Source organism: Streptomyces sp. R818 (assembly GCF_056172735.1).
This window is the reverse complement of the sequence record NZ_JAOCNE010000003.1, coordinates 506,673-524,316: the sequence shown is the minus strand read 5'-3', so window position 1 is coordinate 524,316 and position 17,644 is coordinate 506,673. Positions and strand designations below refer to the sequence as shown.

Here is a 17,644-nt window from a genome sequence, read left to right as displayed (position 1 = left end):
GTCCCGTCAATGAGTGTCAGTACGCGCTGTTCACGTTGTCCATCGAGCCGTACTTGTCGGCCGCGTAGTTCGCGGCGGCGGTGATGTTGGCGACCGGGTCGTAGATGTTCGTCGAGGTGCCCTCGACGTGGTACGCGTCGAACGTCGGCTGGATGACCTGGAGCAGGCCGATCGACGGCGTGCCGTTCTGGGCGTTGATGTCCCAGCCGTTGATGGCGTTCGGGTTGCCCGTGGACTCCCGCATGATGTTGCGGTAGAGCCCGTCGTAGGAGCCCGGGATGCCCTTGGCCTTCATGATGTCCAGGGACTGCCTGATCCAGCCGTCCAGGTTGTTCGCGTAGACCGGCTTGCGGGCGGCGGCACGGGAGGCGGCCTCCTTGGCCTCGCGCTCCTGCTTCGCCTTCGCCTCGGCCTCGGCCTTCGCCTTGGCGTCCGCGTCGGCCTTCGCCTTCGCCTCGGCGTCGGCCTTCTTCTTGGCCTCGGCCTCCTGCTGCGCCTTCAGCTTCGCGGCGATCTGCTTGGCCTTCTCGGAGGCGGTGGCCTGCTGGTTGGTGACGCTGGCCTGCACGTCCTTGATCTGCTGCGCACCGGCGTCCGTGGTGAACGCGACGGGGGCGGCGGCGACCGTCTCGGACGCCTGCGCCTGCGTGTCCTGACCCGGCACGAGGGTCACGGCGAGAGCGGCGGCACCGAGAGCGGCGACACCGGCCATCGAGACCTTGTGGGGGCGGGACAGCTGACTATGGCCGGGAAGGGTGAACTTGCGCATGGGAGACGGGGACCTCTCGAAGGACGGGAAGCCGCTCGCCGACCGAACCGGACGGGCTTGTGTTTCGAACACGGACGCCGTGGGTAGAACCGGTCGGCGTTGAGCGACGGAGGCCATTGTTAGCGGGCGCAAAAATCTGTGGCAAAGGTGTGACGTACGAAGCCGCCTAGTGGGAGACGGGCACGCCAAAGGGGGCCGAAAGTCGACATTCGACCTCCAGCCCCCGCCCCGCCTCGGCAAACCGCCCCCGCATCGACCCACTACGGACCTTCGTACGTGACGCGCACCCTATGCGCGGCGTCACATCACCTCACTGCGGATCTCACAGCAGGTTGCCACTGCAACTCACAGCGTGAGGGTTCTCCCCGGTGGCTCCTCCGGAAGGATGAGGTGCACGTCGCCGAACTCGTGCCACAGGTAGAGCTCCCGCACCGCCGCCTCGTACGCACGGCCCACCGCGGCCCGCCCCGCGACCGCCTCCAGCATCAGCAGGTGCGACGCCGCGGGCTCGTGCAGCCCGGTGAGCAGCCCGTCCACCACCCGCACCCCGCGCTCCGGCGTCACGACCAGACCGGTCCAGCCGCCCGCCGCCCGCACCACCCCGTCCGCACCGGCCGCCGACTCGACGGCCCGTACGGCGGTCGTCCCCACGGCGACGACCCGGCCGCCGCCCGCCCGCGCCGCGTTGACGAGCCGCGCCGAGGCGTCCGACACCTCGTACCGCTCCGGGTAGGGCGGCTCGTGCGCCTCCGCCGACGCCACCCCCGTATGCAGCGTGACCGGCGCGAACTGCACACCCCGGCTCACCAGCCGCGCCACCATCCGCGCCGTGAACGGCCGCGCCGCACTCGGCATCTCCGCGCTGCCCGCCCCGTCCGCGTACGGCAGCGCGAACACGGTCTGGTAGGCGGACAGCGGCTGGTCCCGTTCCGTGTACGCGTACCGGATCGGCCGCCCGTGCCGCCGCAGCAGCCCGGGAACGTCGCCGCTCGTCCGCCCCCACCACAGCCGCCCGGAACCCGCCGCGACCGGCTCGTCATGGACGAGCTCCATGCCGCCGGGAAGCGACACGACCGTCCCCTCGGGCCCGCCCGCGCGCGGGCGCGTGGTGCCCCGCCCGTCCGGTTCCCGCAGCTCCACCGCCCAGCGGCCGTCGTCGCCCCGCGTCGAGAAATGGACGACCACGCGCGCGTGCCCGAGCCTTCCGTCCACGGCGGCGGCCAGCGTGGGGGAGGTGTTCACGACGAGCACGTCCCCGGCCCGCAGCTCACCAGGCAGCTCGGCGAACCCGCGGTGGACCACGTCCATGCCGCGCGACACAAGGAGCCGCACCGACGACCTGTCCCGGCCAGGACCCCGCTGCTCGGCCGGCACCCGCGCCGACCGGTCCTCCGGGATCCGCAGCGCGAGCGTCACCGCGACACCAGCAGTGAGGGCGCCGCGTACCGCCCGCTCGCGGGCCGCCGGTCGAGCAGGCTCAGGAAGGCGGGGACCACGTCCTCCGGGCGCGGCACCCCGCTCAGGTCCTCGTCCGGCTCGGCGGCCGCGAGCATCTCCGTCCGCATCCCGCCCGGGTCCACCGCCCACACCCGCAGCCCCGGCTCCTCCACCGCGAGGACCGCCGACAGCTGGTCGAGCGCCGCCTTCGTCGCCCCGTAGCCGCCCCAGGTGGGGTACGCCTCCGACCCCGCGTCCGAACTCAGATTGATCACCGCCCCGGCAGGCGCCTCCCGCAACAAGGGCAGCGCCTCCTGAAGCAGCCCGAGCGGCGCCACCACATTGACCTCAAGGGCCGCCCGGAAGTCGTTGAGCGCGTGCCGCTCCAGGGGCACCAGCGGGGCGGCCCCGAGCACCCCCGCGTTGTTCACCAGCAGATCGAGCCCGCCCAGGTCCCAGGCCGCCCCGATCAGCTCCGCCCGGTGCCCGCCGTCCGCCACGTCACCCGCCAGGGCCGTCACCGCCCCGCCCCGCTCGCGCAGCGCGGCGGCGACCTCCTCCAGCGGCCCCGCCGACCGCGCGTCCAGGACGAGATCCCAGCCGCGCCCCGCGAGCGCCGTGGCCAGCGCCCGCCCGAACCCCCGCGACGCCCCCGTGATGATCGCTACTGCCATGCCGACCGTCCCCTTGTCGTGCCGGCACCGTGCGAGCCGGCTGCCCCCACCGTAGGAAGGCGACGACGCCCGCCACCTCGTACGCGGGTCGCGACCTCGCAGGGCCCTTCGGCCTACGCCCACCGCCCTACGCGGCCGCCGCCACAAGGCGGATACGGACTGTCACACCCCGCCGGTACGGTGAGATCATGAGTCACGGCCCACGGACGGGGCTGGCCGCGGTGAGCGCCGCGTTGCTGGCCATGAGCAGGCACCTCGAGGTGCGCGACGTCCTCAAGACGATCGTCGCCTCGGCGCGCGAACTGCTCGACGCCGAGTACGCGGCGCTCGGGGTCCCCGACGACCACGGCGGCTTCGCCCAGTTCGTCGTCGACGGCGTCAGCGACGAGCAGTGGAAGGCCATCGGCCCGCTCCCGCGCCAGCACGGCATCCTCGCCGCGATGCTGCGCGAAGCCCGTACGGAACGGCTCGCCGACGTCCGCGAGGACCCCCGCTTCGAGGGCTGGCCCGCCGCCCACCCCGACATGTCCGACTTCCTCGGCCTGCCCATCAAGGACGGCGACGAGACGATCGGCGCGCTCTTCCTCGCCAACAAGAGGTGCCCCAAGCCGCAAGGCGGCTGCGGCTTCACCGAGGAGGACGAGGACCTGCTCGGCATCCTCGCCCAGCACGCCGCGATCGCCCTCACCAACGCCCGGCTCTACGAGCGCAGCCGCGAACTCACCATCGCCGAGGAGCGCTCACGCCTCGCCCACGAACTGCACGACGCCGTCAGCCAGAAACTCTTCTCCCTGCGCCTGACCGCCCAGGCCGCCGCCAAGCTCGTCGACCGCGACCCCGCGCGCGCGAAGGGCGAGCTGAGCCACGTCGTCGAGCTGGCCGCCGAAGCCGCCGAGGAGCTGCGCGCCGCCGTCGTCGAGCTGCGCCCCGCCGCCCTCGACGAGGACGGCCTCGTCGCCACGCTCCGTACGCAGATCCAGGTCCTCGACCGCGCCCACACGGCCCACGTCACCTTCGGGACCGGCGGCATCAGAGCGCTGCCCGCGGCGCAGGAGGAGGCGATGCTGCGCGTCGCCCAGGAAGCGCTGCACAACGCGCTGCGCCACTCCGGCGCGGAGCACGTCCAGGTCACCGTCGAGAAGCGGGGCACGGGCGCCGCACTGCGCGTCACCGACGACGGCACGGGCTTCGACCCGAGGACCGTGCGCCGCGCGGGCCGCCACCTCGGCCTGGTCTCCATGCGGGACCGGACCAGCGGCGTCGGCGGCCGCCTCACAGTGGAATCCGCGCCCGGCAAGGGCACCACGATCGACATGGAGGTCCCCGGTGGTTGAACCGATCAAGGTGCTCCTGGTCGACGACCACCAGGTCGTCCGCCGCGGACTGCGTACGTTCCTGGAGGTGCAGGACGACATCGAGGTCGTCGGCGAGGCGGCGGACGGGGCCGAAGGCGTCGCCCGCGCCGAGGAGCTGCGCCCCGACGTCGTCCTGATGGACGTCAAGATGCCGGGCATGGACGGCGTCGACGCGCTGCGCAAGCTCCGCGAACTCGCCAACCCCGCGCGCGTGCTGATCGTCACCAGCTTCACCGAGCAGCGCACCGTGGTCCCGGCCCTGCGCGCCGGGGCCGCCGGCTACGTCTACAAGGACATCGACCCGGACGCGCTCGCCGGTGCCATCCGCTCCGTCCACGCGGGCCACATCCTGCTGCAGCCCGAGGTGGCGGGCGCGCTGCTCTCCCAGGAGGAGACGAACGGCGGGCAGGGCAGAGGCGGTTCGCTCACCGAGCGGGAGCGCGAGGTCCTCGGCCTGATCGCCGACGGCCGCTCCAACCGGGAGATCGCCCGCGCCCTCGTCCTCTCCGAGAAGACGGTGAAGACCCACGTCTCGAACATCCTCATGAAGCTCGACCTCGCCGACCGGACCCAGGCCGCCTTGTGGGCCGTCCGGCACGGCGCCGCGGGCTGACACGTCCCCTCACGGACGGCGCACTACTGCACCCCGCCGGGGCCGGTTCCCGCCCGGTGAGAGATTCATACTGTCGTGTATTCGTCCCCCGTTCGGCGTATCCCTCCGGACCGGGGCGCGTTCTCCAGTGCGTGCCGCGGCGGCTGGCCGCGGCAATCGCTAGGAGGATCCCGAAGTGAAGAACCTGAAGAAGGCCGCGGCTGTCACCCTCGTCGCCGGTGGCCTGGTCGCGGCCGGTGCCGGTCTCGCCTCCGCCACCGACGGCGCGCACGCGAACGGCAACGCCGTCCACTCGCCGGGCGTCGGCTCGGGCAACCTGGTCCAGGCGCCGGTCCACATCCCGGTCAACGCCTCGGGCAACAGCGTGAGCGTCATCGGCGTGCTGAACCCGGTCTTCGGCAACGACAGCTACAACGGCTGACACACACTCGGCTCACCGCGAGACGATCGGCCTCCCGGGCGCACCCGGGAGGCCGACAGCGTTTCCGGCCCGTGTGCGGCGCGAGTGATCCTTTCGGGCGTATCGCGGTGCCGAACCGTTCCCTCCGACAGGTGGTCACGTTGCCCCGGGTGCGGCCCGCCCATGGGGCCGAAACGCACCATCTGGAGGAACACTTCTCATGAACATCGCCAAGAAGGCCGCCCTGGCCGTCGCCGTCGCCGGTGTCGCCGCCGGTGTCTCGGCCGGCTCCGCCGCCGCCGACGCGGAGGTCCAGGGTGCGGCCACGGCGTCCCCGGGTGTCATCTCGGGCAACCAGGTCGAGGCGCCGATCCACGTCCCGGTCAACGCCGTGGCGAACAGCATCAACGTGATCGGCCTGCTGAACCCCACCTTCGGCGACACGGCGGAGAACGACTGACGCCCGGCCCCACCCCCGGAGCCCCGCGCAGCACCACGCGCGGGGCTCCGGCACGTCCTGCGGCCCCGCGTGCGGCTCAGCCCCGGTTCCGCTCCTCCACGAACGCGTTGTACGCCGCCACCTGCGCCCGCCGCGCCGTACGCTCCACCGGCCGCAGCGCCACCGAGCGGGCCGCCATCTCCGAGGCGCTCACCGCGCCGCCGTGGCCGCTCTCGTACGCCGTCTCCACCAGGAGCCCGACGCGCTGCGCCAGTTCGAGCACGCGTACGGCCCGCGGGGGATAGCCGGGGGCGAGGACCTCGCGGCCCCGCTCGGCGCGGGCCCGGTACGCCTCGACGGCCGCCTCCGCGACGGGCCCGGAGCCCGCCACGTCGAGCCGGGTCAGCACCTCTGTCGCCTCCCGCAGGGCCTCCGCCAGCTCCCGCTCGGCCTCGCCCAGGGAGGGCACGTCGGCCGGCGGGGCCTCCCGCACCGGCAGGCAGTGCCACATCACCTGGACATGGACATCACCCTCGGGCCCGGCCTCGTACACCTCGGGGATCAGCCCGAGCGCCGCGCCGAAGCAGAGGACGGCCTCCTCGGCGGCGACCGCCCGCGCGTTGAACTCCGGCGGCCCGCTCAGGCCCAGCGGATGGCCCGGCGCGGGCAGCGCGACCCGCAGGCCGCTCACGCCGAGCGCCCGCAGCCGCCCGAGCGCCAGCGAGAGCCCGACAGGTCCCGGTTCCCCGGGAATCCCCTCGACGCGGTGCACCGCGTCGTCCCCGACGATCGCGAGCACCGCGTCATCAGGAGCAATAAAACCGGTCAAAAGGGCATTTCCCCATGCGGCGAGGCGTCCGGAGCGTGGTTCTGTGAGCATGCGCCCCACCATAGGAGCCCGGCACGGTGCCAAAACCCCGACCGAGGGAATGGGCCACCTGGGCAGTGGCGTAGGTTTTACCCGGGGGCTGCGTCCAGTGCCGAACAAGCCGAACCTCTCCACGGACGCATGCGAGACGGCCGATGACTGCAATGGGAGACAACGCGCTCATGAGCGATGTACTGGAGCTGGAGGACGTATCCGTGGTCCGCGAGGGCCGGGCTCTGGTGGACCAGGTCTCCTGGTCGGTGAAGGAGGGCGAGCGCTGGGTCATCCTCGGACCCAACGGCGCGGGCAAGACCACCCTCCTGAACATCGCCTCGAGCTACCTCTTCCCGAGCAGCGGCACCGCCACGATCCTCGGCGAGACGCTGGGCAGGCCCGGCACGGACGTCTTCGAGCTGCGCCCGCGCATCGGCATCGCCGGCATCGGCCTCGCCGAGAAGCTGCCCAAGCGCCAGACCGTCCTGCAGACGGTGCTCACCGCCGCGTACGGCATGACCGCCGGCTGGCAGGAGTCCTACGAGGACATCGACGAGCAGCGCGCCCGCGCCTTCCTCGACCGCCTCGGCATGAGCGGCTACCTGGACCGCAAGTTCGGCACGCTCTCCGAGGGCGAGCGCAAGCGCACCCTGATCGCCCGCGCCCTGATGACCGACCCCGAGCTGCTCCTCCTCGACGAGCCCGCCGCGGGTCTCGACCTGGGCGGCCGCGAGGACCTCGTCCGGCGCCTCGGCCGCCTCGCCCGCGACCCGATCGCCCCCTCGATGATCATGGTGACGCACCACGTCGAGGAGATCGCCCCGGGCTTCACCCACGTCCTGATGATCCGCCAGGGCAAGGTGCTCGCCGCGGGCCCGCTGGAGCTGGAGCTGACCTCCCGCAACCTGTCGCACTGCTTCGGCCTCCCGCTCGTCGTCGAGCAGCGCGGCGACCGCTGGACCGCGACCGGCCTCCCGCTGAGCTGATCCCCCGCCGCGCGCCCGCGGACCGGTCGTCCCCTGTCGGCGCGGCCGTCCGCGGATCTACCATGACCGGGTGGCAGACATCGACGCATGGGTGTGGTGGCTGATAGGGGCGGCCGCACTCGGAATCCCGCTCGTCATCACCGCCATGCCCGAGCTGGGCATGCTCTCCGTCGGCGCCTGCGCGGGCGCCGCGACCGCCGGCCTCGGCGGCGGCCCGGTCCTCCAGGTCCTGGTCTTCGCCGTCGTCTCCTGCGCGCTGATCGCCGTCGTACGCCCCATAGCCGTACGGCAACGCGCGCAGAAACCGGTGCTGGCCACCAACATCGACGCCCTGAAGGGCAGACAGGCCGTGGTCGTCGAGCGCGTCGACGCGAGCGGCGGCCGGATCAAGCTCGGCGGCGAGATCTGGTCGGCCCGCACACTCGACGGCGAGGCGGTGTACGAACCGGGCCGCCAGGTCGACGTGGTCGACATCGAGGGAGCCACCGCGATCGTCATCTGATCCCGGCCGGGCACTCGGTCAGTATCCGCGGGTGACCTGAACTGCCCCCGCCACATGGGTGGTTCTGACAGACTCGACCAGCAGGAACCCATGATCCTTCCGGCGGGCGGCGCCGGGGGACAACGGCACGAAGGAGCACAGGAGACGCGATGTCAGCGATCATCATCGTCCTGATCATTCTGGTGGTGTTGGTCTTCATCGCCCTGATCAAGACCATCCAGGTCATCCCGCAGGCGAGCGCGGCGATCGTCGAACGCTTCGGCCGCTACACCCGCACACTCAACGCGGGCCTGAACATCGTCGTCCCCTTCATCGACTCCATCCGCAACCGCATCGACCTGCGCGAACAGGTCGTCCCGTTCCCGCCGCAGCCGGTGATCACCCAGGACAACCTCGTCGTCAACATCGACACCGTCATCTACTACCAGGTGACCGACGCGAGGGCCGCGACCTACGAGGTCGCCAGCTACATCCAGGCCATCGAGCAGCTCACCGTCACGACCCTGCGCAACATCATCGGCGGCATGGACCTGGAGCGGACCCTGACCTCCCGCGAGGAGATCAACGCGGCGCTGCGCGGCGTCCTCGACGAGGCCACCGGCAAGTGGGGCATCCGCGTCAACCGCGTCGAGCTCAAGGCGATCGAGCCGCCCACCTCCATCCAGGACTCGATGGAGAAGCAGATGCGCGCCGACCGTGACAAGCGCGCCGCGATCCTCACCGCGGAAGGCATCCGCCAGTCCCAGATCCTCACCGCCGAGGGTGAGAAGCAGTCCGCGATCCTGCGCGCCGAGGGTGAGGCCAAGGCCGCGGCCCTGAAGGCCGAGGGCGAGGCCCAGGCCGTCCGTACGGTCTTCGAGGCGATCCACGCCGGAGACCCGGACCAGAAGCTGCTTTCCTACCAGTACCTCCAGATGCTCCCGAAGATCGCCGAGGGCGACGCCAACAAGCTCTGGATCGTCCCCAGCGAGATCGGCGACGCCCTCAAGGGCCTCAGCGGCGCCATGGGCAACTTCGGCGGAATGGGCGGCGGCGCCCCCAGCCCGTCCGCCGTGGGCAAGGAGCGCCGGGAGCAGCCGCCGATCGACTAGCCGGGCGGGTACGCGGGCAGGGCGGCCTACGCGGCCGCCATCTGCTCGCCCAGCCACTCCGGGAGAGCGGCCCGGTCGGCCGTCGCCAGGGACGCCAGCATCGCGTCGGCGGGCGTCGGCTCGAACGGCTGCACGAGCAGCGGCATCCCCGCCTGCTCCGGTGTCCGGTCGGCCTTGCGGTGATTGTCCTCGGCGCAGGACGCCACCGTGTTCAGCCACGTGTCCTGCCCGCCCTGCGAGCGCGGCACCACGTGGTCCACGGTCGTCGCCCGCCGCCCGCAGTACGCGCACCGGTGCTGGTCCCGCACGAGCACACCCCGCCTCGACCACGGGGCGCGTCTTCGGAACGGCACCCGTACGTACCTGCAGAGCCTGATGACCCGCGGCACCGGAATGTCGAGGGCGGCTCCGCGCATGCGCAGATCGGGATGGGCCTGCTCGACGACGGCCTTGTCCTGCAGCACCAGCACGACGGCTCGGTTCAGCGTCACCGTCGAGAGCGGCTCGAAGCTCGCGTTCAGCACCAATGTGTCCCGCACCCTGCCCACCTCCCGTACGCAGCGGATCACCCCTCGGCGTCCGTGCGTCAACTCTGGCCGCGCGCGCCGAGATGGACAACGCAATAAAAAATGCCCACCTCCGGTCACTTTCAAGACTGGAGGTGGGCAAACGTTCCATGAACGTTACGGCGGGGGCCGGCCGTGGTTACTGCTCCGCGGGAGCCGCGTACTCGGCGACGACCTGGGCGCGCGCCAGCGTGTGGAACCGCAGGTTGAACCCGACGGCGGCGGGCGAGGTGTCCGAGTCGACCCCGAGCTTCTCCTGGTCCACCGCGTACACGGTGAAGACGTAGCGGTGGGCGGGGTCACCGGCCGGCGGCGCCGCGCCGCCGAACTCCTTCGTCCCGTAGTCGTTGCGCACCTGGACGGCGCCCTCGGGCAGGCCCTCGAACTTGCCGCTGCCCGCACCCGTCGGCAGCTCGGTCACCGAGGCCGGGATGTCGAACACGGACCAGTGCCAGAACCCGCTGCCCGTCGGCGCGTCCGGGTCGAAGCACGAGACGGCGAAGCTCTTGGTCTCCGCCGGGAAGCCCTCCCACCGCAGGTGCGGCGAGGTGTTCCCGGCCGCGTGCACCTGCGCGTCGCCGAGCACCCCGCCCGCCTCGAAGTCCTCGCTCACGACGGTGAACGAGGGCACCTGCGGATGGAAGTCGTGCGGCAGCGGCGCTCGATCGGGCTGCTCGGTCACTGGGACACCTCCTGAGTTCACGGGTTCCGGGGAGCGCACAGGCTCCTCAGAGTCCCGGGTTCTACGGAACGCGGACGCTGAAACCCTAGAACCAGTTCTTCCGGCTGCCGACCTCCGACAGCCACTGGTGCAGATACGCCGACCAGTCCGTGGACTGGAAGTCGTGGTGCCCGACGACGAACGAGCGGAACGTGTCGCTGCCCTCGCTGAACAGGCCCGCCTTCTTGTCCATCTCCAGGACGACGTCCATCTCCCGGTCGTCGGCCACGAAGCTCAGCTCCACCTGGTTCAGCCCGCGGTACTGCTGCGGCGGGAAGAACTCGATCTCCTGGTAGAACGGCAGCTTCTGGCGCGTGCCCCGGATGTGCCCCCGCTCCATGTCCGCGCTCTTGAAGCGGAACCCGAGCCGGATGAAGGCGTCCAGGATCGCCTGCTGCGACGGCAGCGGGTGCACGCTGATCGGGTCCAGGTCCCCGGAGTCCACGGCCCGCGCGATCTCCAGCTCGGTCGTCACGCCGATGTTCATCCCGCGCAGCTGCTGCCCGTCGATCGTGGTGACCGGCGTCTCCCACGGGATCTCCAGCCCGAAGGGCACCGCGTGCACCGCGTTCGCCTGGAGGGAGAAGGCGCCGCCGAGCCGCACCTTCGTGAACTCGATGTCCTGCTTGACCTCCTGGTCACCGCCCTCGACCTCGACCCGGGCCTGCAGACCGACGGACAGCCCCTCGATCTCCTGGTCCACGGAGCCGCCCTGGATCCGGACCTCGCCTGGACCACACCGCCGGGCACGACATTGGCCTCGGTCAGCACCGTCTCGACGGACGCCCCGCCCGCACCCAGACTCGCCAGCAGTCGCTTGAAGCCCATGACTCGATCTCCTCCGTAGGTGAACCACAACCAGAACCACCGTCAGAACCGGCACCAGGATCAGGCGGGCCCCCGGTTCGCGCGTGCCGCGACCACACGTTCCGTTACCCTCGGACGGCATGATCGCGGCCCCTGACCGTACGCCCCTGACCCGCTCGTTCTTCGACCGGCCGGTCCTCGACGTCGCCCCTGACCTCCTGGGACGCGTCCTGGTGCACCACACCGCGGACGGCCCCGTCGAACTCCGCCTCACCGAGGTCGAGGCGTACGACGGCGCCAACGACCCGGGCTCCCACGCTACAAAGGACAGACCGCCCGCAACCGCGTGATGTTCGGCCCGCCCGGACATGTGTACGTCTACTTCACCTACGGCATGTGGCACTGCATGAATCTCGTGTGCGGCCCGGAGGGCACCGCGAGCGGGGTCCTGCTGCGCGCCGGCGAGATCGTCGAGGGCGCCGAGTTCGCCCGCAAACGTCGACTTTCGGCCCGGAACGACAGAGAACTGGCCAAAGGCCCGGCACGCCTCGCCACGGCGCTGGCGGTGGGCCGCGACCTCGACGGCGCGGACGCCTGCGCCCCAGGCGACGCGCCCTTCGAGGTCCTGCACGGCACACCGGTCGCCGCTGACCAGGTACGCAGCGGTCCACGGACCGGGGTCGCCGGTGACGGCGGCGTCCACCCGTGGCGCTTCTGGATCGCCGACGACCCGACGGTGAGCCCCTACCGGGCCCATACGCCGCGCCGCCGCCGAACTTGACGCACTCTTGCGCGATCCGTAAGGTAGTCCGAGCCGCTTGACCCGGGTATGGCGTTCAGCCGACAACCGGATGCGGCCAAACCACACCTACGATCTCCTTCACGGGGACTTTTCTGCGTGCTCGCACGCCGGAATTCGAACCCGCGAAACTCAATTATGAGTTGCGGCGGGAATGGGTTAACGTAGTGGAAGCGCCGAAAGGCAAAGGCCCTCCAACGGCCACCGGAAATGAATTCAGAACCGGAAACGGAACGGAAAACGGATCTGGTAAGGTTGGAAACGCAAGACAGCAAGACCGAAGGGAAGCGCCCGGAGGAAAGCCACGAGAGAGTCTCTCGGGTAAGTACAAAGGAAGCGTCCGTTCCTTGAGAACTCAACAGCGTGCCAAAAGTCAACGCCAGATATGTTGATTACCCCGTCTCCGGCCGTCATCTGATGGTTGGGACGAGGTTCCTTTGAAACAAAACACAGCGAGGACGCTGTGACCGGACGGGACTATTCCTCCCGCCCGGTCCGCTCTCGTGGTGTCACCGGGATATCCCGGAAACATTCACGGAGAGTTTGATCCTGGCTCAGGACGAACGCTGGCGGCGTGCTTAACACATGCAAGTCGAACGATGAACCACTTCGGTGGGGATTAGTGGCGAACGGGTGAGTAACACGTGGGCAATCTGCCCTTCACTCTGGGACAAGCCCTGGAAACGGGGTCTAATACCGGATAACACTTCCGTCCTCCTGGACGGTGGTTAAAAGCTCCGGCGGTGAAGGATGAGCCCGCGGCCTATCAGCTTGTTGGTGAGGTAATGGCTCACCAAGGCGACGACGGGTAGCCGGCCTGAGAGGGCGACCGGCCACACTGGGACTGAGACACGGCCCAGACTCCTACGGGAGGCAGCAGTGGGGAATATTGCACAATGGGCGAAAGCCTGATGCAGCGACGCCGCGTGAGGGATGACGGCCTTCGGGTTGTAAACCTCTTTCAGCAGGGAAGAAGCGAAAGTGACGGTACCTGCAGAAGAAGCGCCGGCTAACTACGTGCCAGCAGCCGCGGTAATACGTAGGGCGCAAGCGTTGTCCGGAATTATTGGGCGTAAAGAGCTCGTAGGCGGCTTGTCACGTCGGTTGTGAAAGCCCGGGGCTTAACCCCGGGTCTGCAGTCGATACGGGCAGGCTAGAGTGTGGTAGGGGAGATCGGAATTCCTGGTGTAGCGGTGAAATGCGCAGATATCAGGAGGAACACCGGTGGCGAAGGCGGATCTCTGGGCCATTACTGACGCTGAGGAGCGAAAGCGTGGGGAGCGAACAGGATTAGATACCCTGGTAGTCCACGCCGTAAACGGTGGGAACTAGGTGTTGGCGACATTCCACGTCGTCGGTGCCGCAGCTAACGCATTAAGTTCCCCGCCTGGGGAGTACGGCCGCAAGGCTAAAACTCAAAGGAATTGACGGGGGCCCGCACAAGCAGCGGAGCATGTGGCTTAATTCGACGCAACGCGAAGAACCTTACCAAGGCTTGACATACACCGGAAAACCCTGGAGACAGGGTCCCCCTTGTGGTCGGTGTACAGGTGGTGCATGGCTGTCGTCAGCTCGTGTCGTGAGATGTTGGGTTAAGTCCCGCAACGAGCGCAACCCTTGTTCTGTGTTGCCAGCATGCCCTTCGGGGTGATGGGGACTCACAGGAGACCGCCGGGGTCAACTCGGAGGAAGGTGGGGACGACGTCAAGTCATCATGCCCCTTATGTCTTGGGCTGCACACGTGCTACAATGGCCGATACAATGAGCTGCGATACCGCAAGGTGGAGCGAATCTCAAAAAGTCGGTCTCAGTTCGGATTGGGGTCTGCAACTCGACCCCATGAAGTTGGAGTTGCTAGTAATCGCAGATCAGCATTGCTGCGGTGAATACGTTCCCGGGCCTTGTACACACCGCCCGTCACGTCACGAAAGTCGGTAACACCCGAAGCCGGTGGCCCAACCCCTTGTGGGAGGGAGCTGTCGAAGGTGGGACTGGCGATTGGGACGAAGTCGTAACAAGGTAGCCGTACCGGAAGGTGCGGCTGGATCACCTCCTTTCTAAGGAGCACTTCTTACCGACACCCTTCGGGGTGAGGCCAGAGGCCAGTACATCGGCGCACGTTCGATGCTGGTTGCTCATGGGTGGAACGTTGACTATTCGACCTGGTTGTCGGGTCGGAGGCTGTGAGTACTGCCCTCGGGGCGTGGAAAGCATGATCTCCGGACGGGACCGGGTCGGGCACGCTGTTGGGTATCTGAGGGTACGGACTTGTTCCTGACCTCAATGCCGGCCCCGGTGAAGATCTGCGTGAGCGGGTTGTGACGGGTGGTTGGTCGTTGTTTGAGAACTGCACAGTGGACGCGAGCATCTGTGGCCAAGTTTTTAAGGGCGCACGGTGGATGCCTTGGCACCAGGAACCGATGAAGGACGTGGGAGGCCACGATAGTCCCCGGGGAGTCGTCAACCAGGCTTTGATCCGGGGGTTTCCGAATGGGGAAACCCGGCAGTCGTCATGGGCTGTCACCCGCTGCTGAACACATAGGCAGTGTGGAGGGAACGCGGGGAAGTGAAACATCTCAGTACCCGCAGGAAGAGAAAACAACCGTGATTCCGGGAGTAGTGGCGAGCGAAACTGGATGAGGCCAAACCTACGACGTGTGAGACCCGGCAGGGGTTGCGTCGTGGGGGTTGTGGGATCTCTCTTTCACAGTCTGCCGGCTGTGAGACGAGTCAGAAACCGTTGATGTAGGCGAAGGACATGCGAAAGGTCCGGCGTAGAGGGTAAGACCCCCGTAGTCGAAACGTCAGCGGCTCGTTTGAGAGACACCCAAGTAGCACGGGGCCCGAGAAATCCCGTGTGAATCTGGCGGGACCACCCGTTAAGCCTAAATATTCCCTGGTGACCGATAGCGGATAGTACCGTGAGGGAATGGTGAAAAGTACCGCGGGAGCGGAGTGAAATAGTACCTGAAACCGTGTGCCTACAAGCCGTGGGAGCGTCGCGCAAGGAACTTGTTCCTTGCGTCGTGACTGCGTGCCTTTTGAAGAATGAGCCTGCGAGTTTGCGGTGTGTTGCGAGGTTAACCCGTGTGGGGAAGCCGTAGCGAAAGCGAGTCCGAATAGGGCGACATAGTAGCGCGCTCAAGACCCGAAGCGGAGTGATCTAGCCATGGGCAGGTTGAAGCGGAGGTAAGACTTCGTGGAGGACCGAACCCACCAGGGTTGAAAACCTGGGGGATGACCTGTGGTTAGGGGTGAAAGGCCAATCAAACTCCGTGATAGCTGGTTCTCCCCGAAATGCATTTAGGTGCAGCGTCGTGTGTTTCTTGCCGGAGGTAGAGCACTGGATAGGCGATGGGCCCTACCGGGTTACTGACCTTAGCCAAACTCCGAATGCCGGTAAGTGAGAGCGCGGCAGTGAGACTGTGGGGGATAAGCTCCATGGTCGAGAGGGAAACAGCCCAGAGCATCGACTAAGGCCCCTAAGCGTACGCTAAGTGGGAAAGGATGTGGAGTCGCACAGACAACCAGGAGGTTGGCTTAGAAGCAGCCACCCTTGAAAGAGTGCGTAATAGCTCACTGGTCTAGTGATTCCGCGCCGACAATGTAGCGGGGCTCAAGCGTACCGCCGAAGTCGTGTCATTCATGCAACAGCCCCAACGGGTGTATGGATGGGTAGGGGAGCGTCGTGTGCCGGGTGAAGCCGCAGCGGAAGCTAGTGGTGGACGGTTCACGAGTGAGAATGCAGGCATGAGTAGCGATACACACGTGAGAAACGTGTGCGCCGATTGACTAAGGGTTCCTGGGTCAAGCTGATCTGCCCAGGGTAAGTCGGGACCTAAGGCGAGGCCGACAGGCGTAGTCGATGGATAACCGGTTGATATTCCGGTACCCGCTGTGAAGCGTCAAACATCGAATCCAGTGATGCTAAGGCCGTGAAGCCGTTCCGGACCCTTCGGGGAATGGAAAGTGGTGGAGCCGCCGGCCCGATCTGGTAGTAGGTGAGTGATGGGGTGACGCAGGAAGGTAGTCCAGCCCGGGCGGTGGTTGTCCCGGGGTAAGGGTGTAGCCCGTCATCTAGGCAAATCCGGATGACATGAGGGTGAGACCTGATGCCGAGCCGATTGTGGTGAAGTGGATGATCCTATGCTGTCGAGAAAAGCCTCTAGCGAGTTTCATGGCGGCCCGTACCCTAAACCGACTCAGGTGGTCAGGTAGAGAATACCGAGGCGTTCGGGTGAACTATGGTTAAGGAACTCGGCAAAATGCCCCCGTAACTTCGGGAGAAGGGGGGCCATCACCGGTGATGACATTTACTGTCTGAGCTGGGGGTGGCCGCAGAGACCAGCGAGAAGCGACTGTTTACTAAAAACACAGGTCCGTGCGAAGCCGTAAGGCGATGTATACGGACTGACGCCTGCCCGGTGCTGGAACGTTAAGGGGACCGGTTAGTGCACTTTCGGGTGTGCGAAGCTGAGAACTTAAGCGCCAGTAAACGGCGGTGGTAACTATAACCATCCTAAGGTAGCGAAATTCCTTGTCGGGTAAGTTCCGACCTGCACGAATGGCGTAACGACTTCTCGACTGTCTCAACCATAGGCCCGGTGAAATTGCACTACGAGTAAAGATGCTCGTTTCGCGCAGCAGGACGGAAAGACCCCGGGACCTTTACTACAGTTTGATATTGGTGTTCGGTTCGGCTTGTGTAGGATAGGTGGGAGACTGTGAACTCTGGACGCCAGTTCAGGGGGAGTCGTCGTTGAAATACCACTCTGGTCGTGCTGGATGTCTAACCTGGGTCCGTGATCCGGATCAGGGACAGTGTCTGATGGGTAGTTTAACTGGGGCGGTTGCCTCCTAAAGAGTAACGGAGGCGCCCAAAGGTTCCCTCAGCCTGGTTGGTAATCAGGTGTTGAGTGTAAGTGCACAAGGGAGCTTGACTGTGAGACCGACGGGTCGAGCAGGGACGAAAGTCGGGACTAGTGATCCGGCGGTGGCTTGTGGAAGCGCCGTCGCTCAACGGATAAAAGGTACCCCGGGGATAACAGGCTGATCTTCCCCAAGAGTCCATATCGACGGGATGGTTTGGCACCTCGATGTCGGCTCGTCGCATCCTGGGGCTGGAGTCGGTCCCAAGGGTTGGGCTGTTCGCCCATTAAAGCGGTACGCGAGCTGGGTTTAGAACGTCGTGAGACAGTTCGGTCCCTATCCGCTGTGCGCGTAGGAGTCTTGAGAAGGGCTGTCCCTAGTACGAGAGGACCGGGACGGACGAACCTCTGGTGTGCCAGTTGTCCTGCCAAGGGCATGGCTGGTTGGCTACGTTCGGAAAGGATAACCGCTGAAAGCATCTAAGCGGGAAGCCTGCTTCGAGATGAGGACTCCCACCCCCATGAGGGGTTAAGGCTCCCAGTAGACGACTGGGTTGATAGGCCAGATCTGGAAGCCCGGTAACGGGTGGAGGTGACTGGTACTAATAGGCCGAGGGCTTGTCCTCAGTTGCTCGCGTCCACTGTGTTGTTCCCAGACAACGAACAGGCTGTGCTGGCTGAACAGTTGCACCTATCAATTGAAGAGTGTGCTAGTTCGCCGCCCTGTTCTTATGCCCCTCCATGAGGGGCGTCTG

General features: G+C 67.1%; 13 protein-coding genes, 2 rRNA genes and 2 pseudogenes. 10 read left to right on the top strand and 7 right to left on the bottom strand.

Features of this window, described 5'->3' with window-relative positions:
• Window positions 1–16: 16 nt before the first annotated feature.
• The 3 genes from N5I75_RS07460 to N5I75_RS07450 all read right to left on the bottom strand — a co-directional run bounded on the left by N5I75_RS07460 (window position 17) and on the right by N5I75_RS07450 (window position 2,880).
• Complete coding sequence (locus N5I75_RS07460) at window positions 17–769, bottom strand: transglycosylase SLT domain-containing protein (protein WP_476675561.1); 753 nt, start codon at window positions 767–769, stop codon at window positions 17–19.
• A 345-nt stretch (window positions 770–1,114) separates the two neighbouring features.
• Window positions 1,115–2,185: an S-adenosylmethionine:tRNA ribosyltransferase-isomerase gene (locus N5I75_RS07455; RefSeq protein WP_476675560.1), complete on the bottom strand. Its 1,071-nt coding sequence runs from the start codon at window positions 2,183–2,185 to the stop codon at window positions 1,115–1,117.
• Window positions 2,182–2,880: an SDR family NAD(P)-dependent oxidoreductase gene (locus N5I75_RS07450; protein ID WP_476675559.1), complete on the bottom strand. Its 699-nt coding sequence runs from the start codon at window positions 2,878–2,880 to the stop codon at window positions 2,182–2,184. The genes N5I75_RS07455 and N5I75_RS07450 overlap by 4 nt, the downstream gene beginning before the upstream one ends.
• A 188-nt stretch (window positions 2,881–3,068) precedes the next feature.
• On the opposite strand from N5I75_RS07450, the gene N5I75_RS07445 reads away from it, so the two are divergent.
• The 4 genes from N5I75_RS07445 (at window position 3,069) to N5I75_RS07430 (ending at window position 5,708) form a co-directional block, all read left to right on the top strand.
• A complete protein-coding gene (locus tag N5I75_RS07445) occupies window positions 3,069–4,214 on the top strand; it encodes a GAF domain-containing sensor histidine kinase (protein ID WP_476675557.1) in 1,146 nt (381 codons plus the stop codon).
• Complete coding sequence (locus tag N5I75_RS07440; RefSeq protein WP_476675555.1) at window positions 4,207–4,848, top strand: response regulator; 642 nt, start codon at window positions 4,207–4,209, stop codon at window positions 4,846–4,848. The genes N5I75_RS07445 and N5I75_RS07440 overlap by 8 nt, the downstream gene beginning before the upstream one ends.
• 175 nt (window positions 4,849–5,023) lie before the next feature.
• Window positions 5,024–5,269 carry a chaplin gene (locus N5I75_RS07435; protein ID WP_476675553.1) on the top strand — a complete coding sequence of 82 codons (246 nt, stop codon included), beginning with the start codon at window positions 5,024–5,026 and terminating at the stop codon, window positions 5,267–5,269.
• A gap of 199 nt (window positions 5,270–5,468) precedes the next feature.
• Window positions 5,469–5,708 (top strand): chaplin, encoded by a 240-nt coding sequence (locus N5I75_RS07430; RefSeq protein ID WP_476675551.1) that lies wholly within the window; start codon window positions 5,469–5,471, stop codon window positions 5,706–5,708.
• 76 nt (window positions 5,709–5,784) lie between these two features.
• Here the strand turns inward: N5I75_RS07430 and N5I75_RS07425 are convergent, their stop codons facing one another.
• A complete protein-coding gene (locus N5I75_RS07425) occupies window positions 5,785–6,567 on the bottom strand; it encodes a hypothetical protein (protein ID WP_476675549.1) in 783 nt (260 codons plus the stop codon).
• A 143-nt stretch (window positions 6,568–6,710) separates the two neighbouring features.
• On the opposite strand from N5I75_RS07425, the gene N5I75_RS07420 reads away from it, so the two are divergent.
• The 3 genes from N5I75_RS07420 to N5I75_RS07410 all read left to right on the top strand — a co-directional run bounded on the left by N5I75_RS07420 (window position 6,711) and on the right by N5I75_RS07410 (window position 9,128).
• Entirely contained in the window at window positions 6,711–7,535 is an 825-nt protein-coding gene (locus N5I75_RS07420) for an ABC transporter ATP-binding protein (RefSeq protein ID WP_476675547.1), read from the top strand.
• Window positions 7,536–7,605: 70 nt separating this feature from the next.
• Window positions 7,606–8,037, top strand: coding sequence for an NfeD family protein (locus tag N5I75_RS07415; RefSeq protein ID WP_476675545.1), 432 nt, complete (start codon window positions 7,606–7,608; stop codon window positions 8,035–8,037).
• Window positions 8,038–8,186: 149 nt separating this feature from the next.
• Entirely contained in the window at window positions 8,187–9,128 is a 942-nt protein-coding gene (locus N5I75_RS07410) for an SPFH domain-containing protein (protein WP_476675543.1), read from the top strand.
• A 26-nt stretch (window positions 9,129–9,154) separates the two neighbouring features.
• Here N5I75_RS07410 and N5I75_RS07405 read toward each other — a convergent pair whose 3' ends face one another.
• The 3 genes and pseudogenes from N5I75_RS07405 to N5I75_RS07395 all read right to left on the bottom strand — a co-directional run bounded on the left by N5I75_RS07405 (window position 9,155) and on the right by N5I75_RS07395 (window position 11,243).
• The gene (locus tag N5I75_RS07405) at window positions 9,155–9,667 is read right to left on the bottom strand and encodes an HNH endonuclease (protein WP_476675541.1); all 513 of its coding nucleotides are present in this window, start codon (window positions 9,665–9,667) and stop codon (window positions 9,155–9,157) included.
• 166 nt (window positions 9,668–9,833) lie between these two features.
• Window positions 9,834–10,376, bottom strand: a complete 543-nt coding sequence (locus N5I75_RS07400) for a YbhB/YbcL family Raf kinase inhibitor-like protein (RefSeq protein ID WP_476675539.1) — start codon at window positions 10,374–10,376, stop codon at window positions 9,834–9,836.
• 85 nt (window positions 10,377–10,461) lie between these two features.
• Window positions 10,462–11,243, bottom strand: a pseudogene (locus N5I75_RS07395) (sporulation protein).
• Window positions 11,244–11,362: 119 nt separating this feature from the next.
• Here N5I75_RS07395 and N5I75_RS07390 point away from each other — a divergent pair.
• The 3 genes and pseudogenes from N5I75_RS07390 to N5I75_RS07380 all read left to right on the top strand — a co-directional run bounded on the left by N5I75_RS07390 (window position 11,363) and on the right by N5I75_RS07380 (window position 17,515).
• Window positions 11,363–12,003 (top strand): annotated as a pseudogene (locus tag N5I75_RS07390) (DNA-3-methyladenine glycosylase).
• Between the two features lie 549 nt (window positions 12,004–12,552).
• Window positions 12,553–14,078, top strand: a 16S ribosomal RNA gene (locus N5I75_RS07385).
• A gap of 315 nt (window positions 14,079–14,393) precedes the next feature.
• Window positions 14,394–17,515 (top strand): 23S ribosomal RNA (locus N5I75_RS07380).
• Together the 16S and 23S rRNA genes form the textbook arrangement of a ribosomal RNA operon.
• Window positions 17,516–17,644 lie beyond the last annotated feature (129 nt).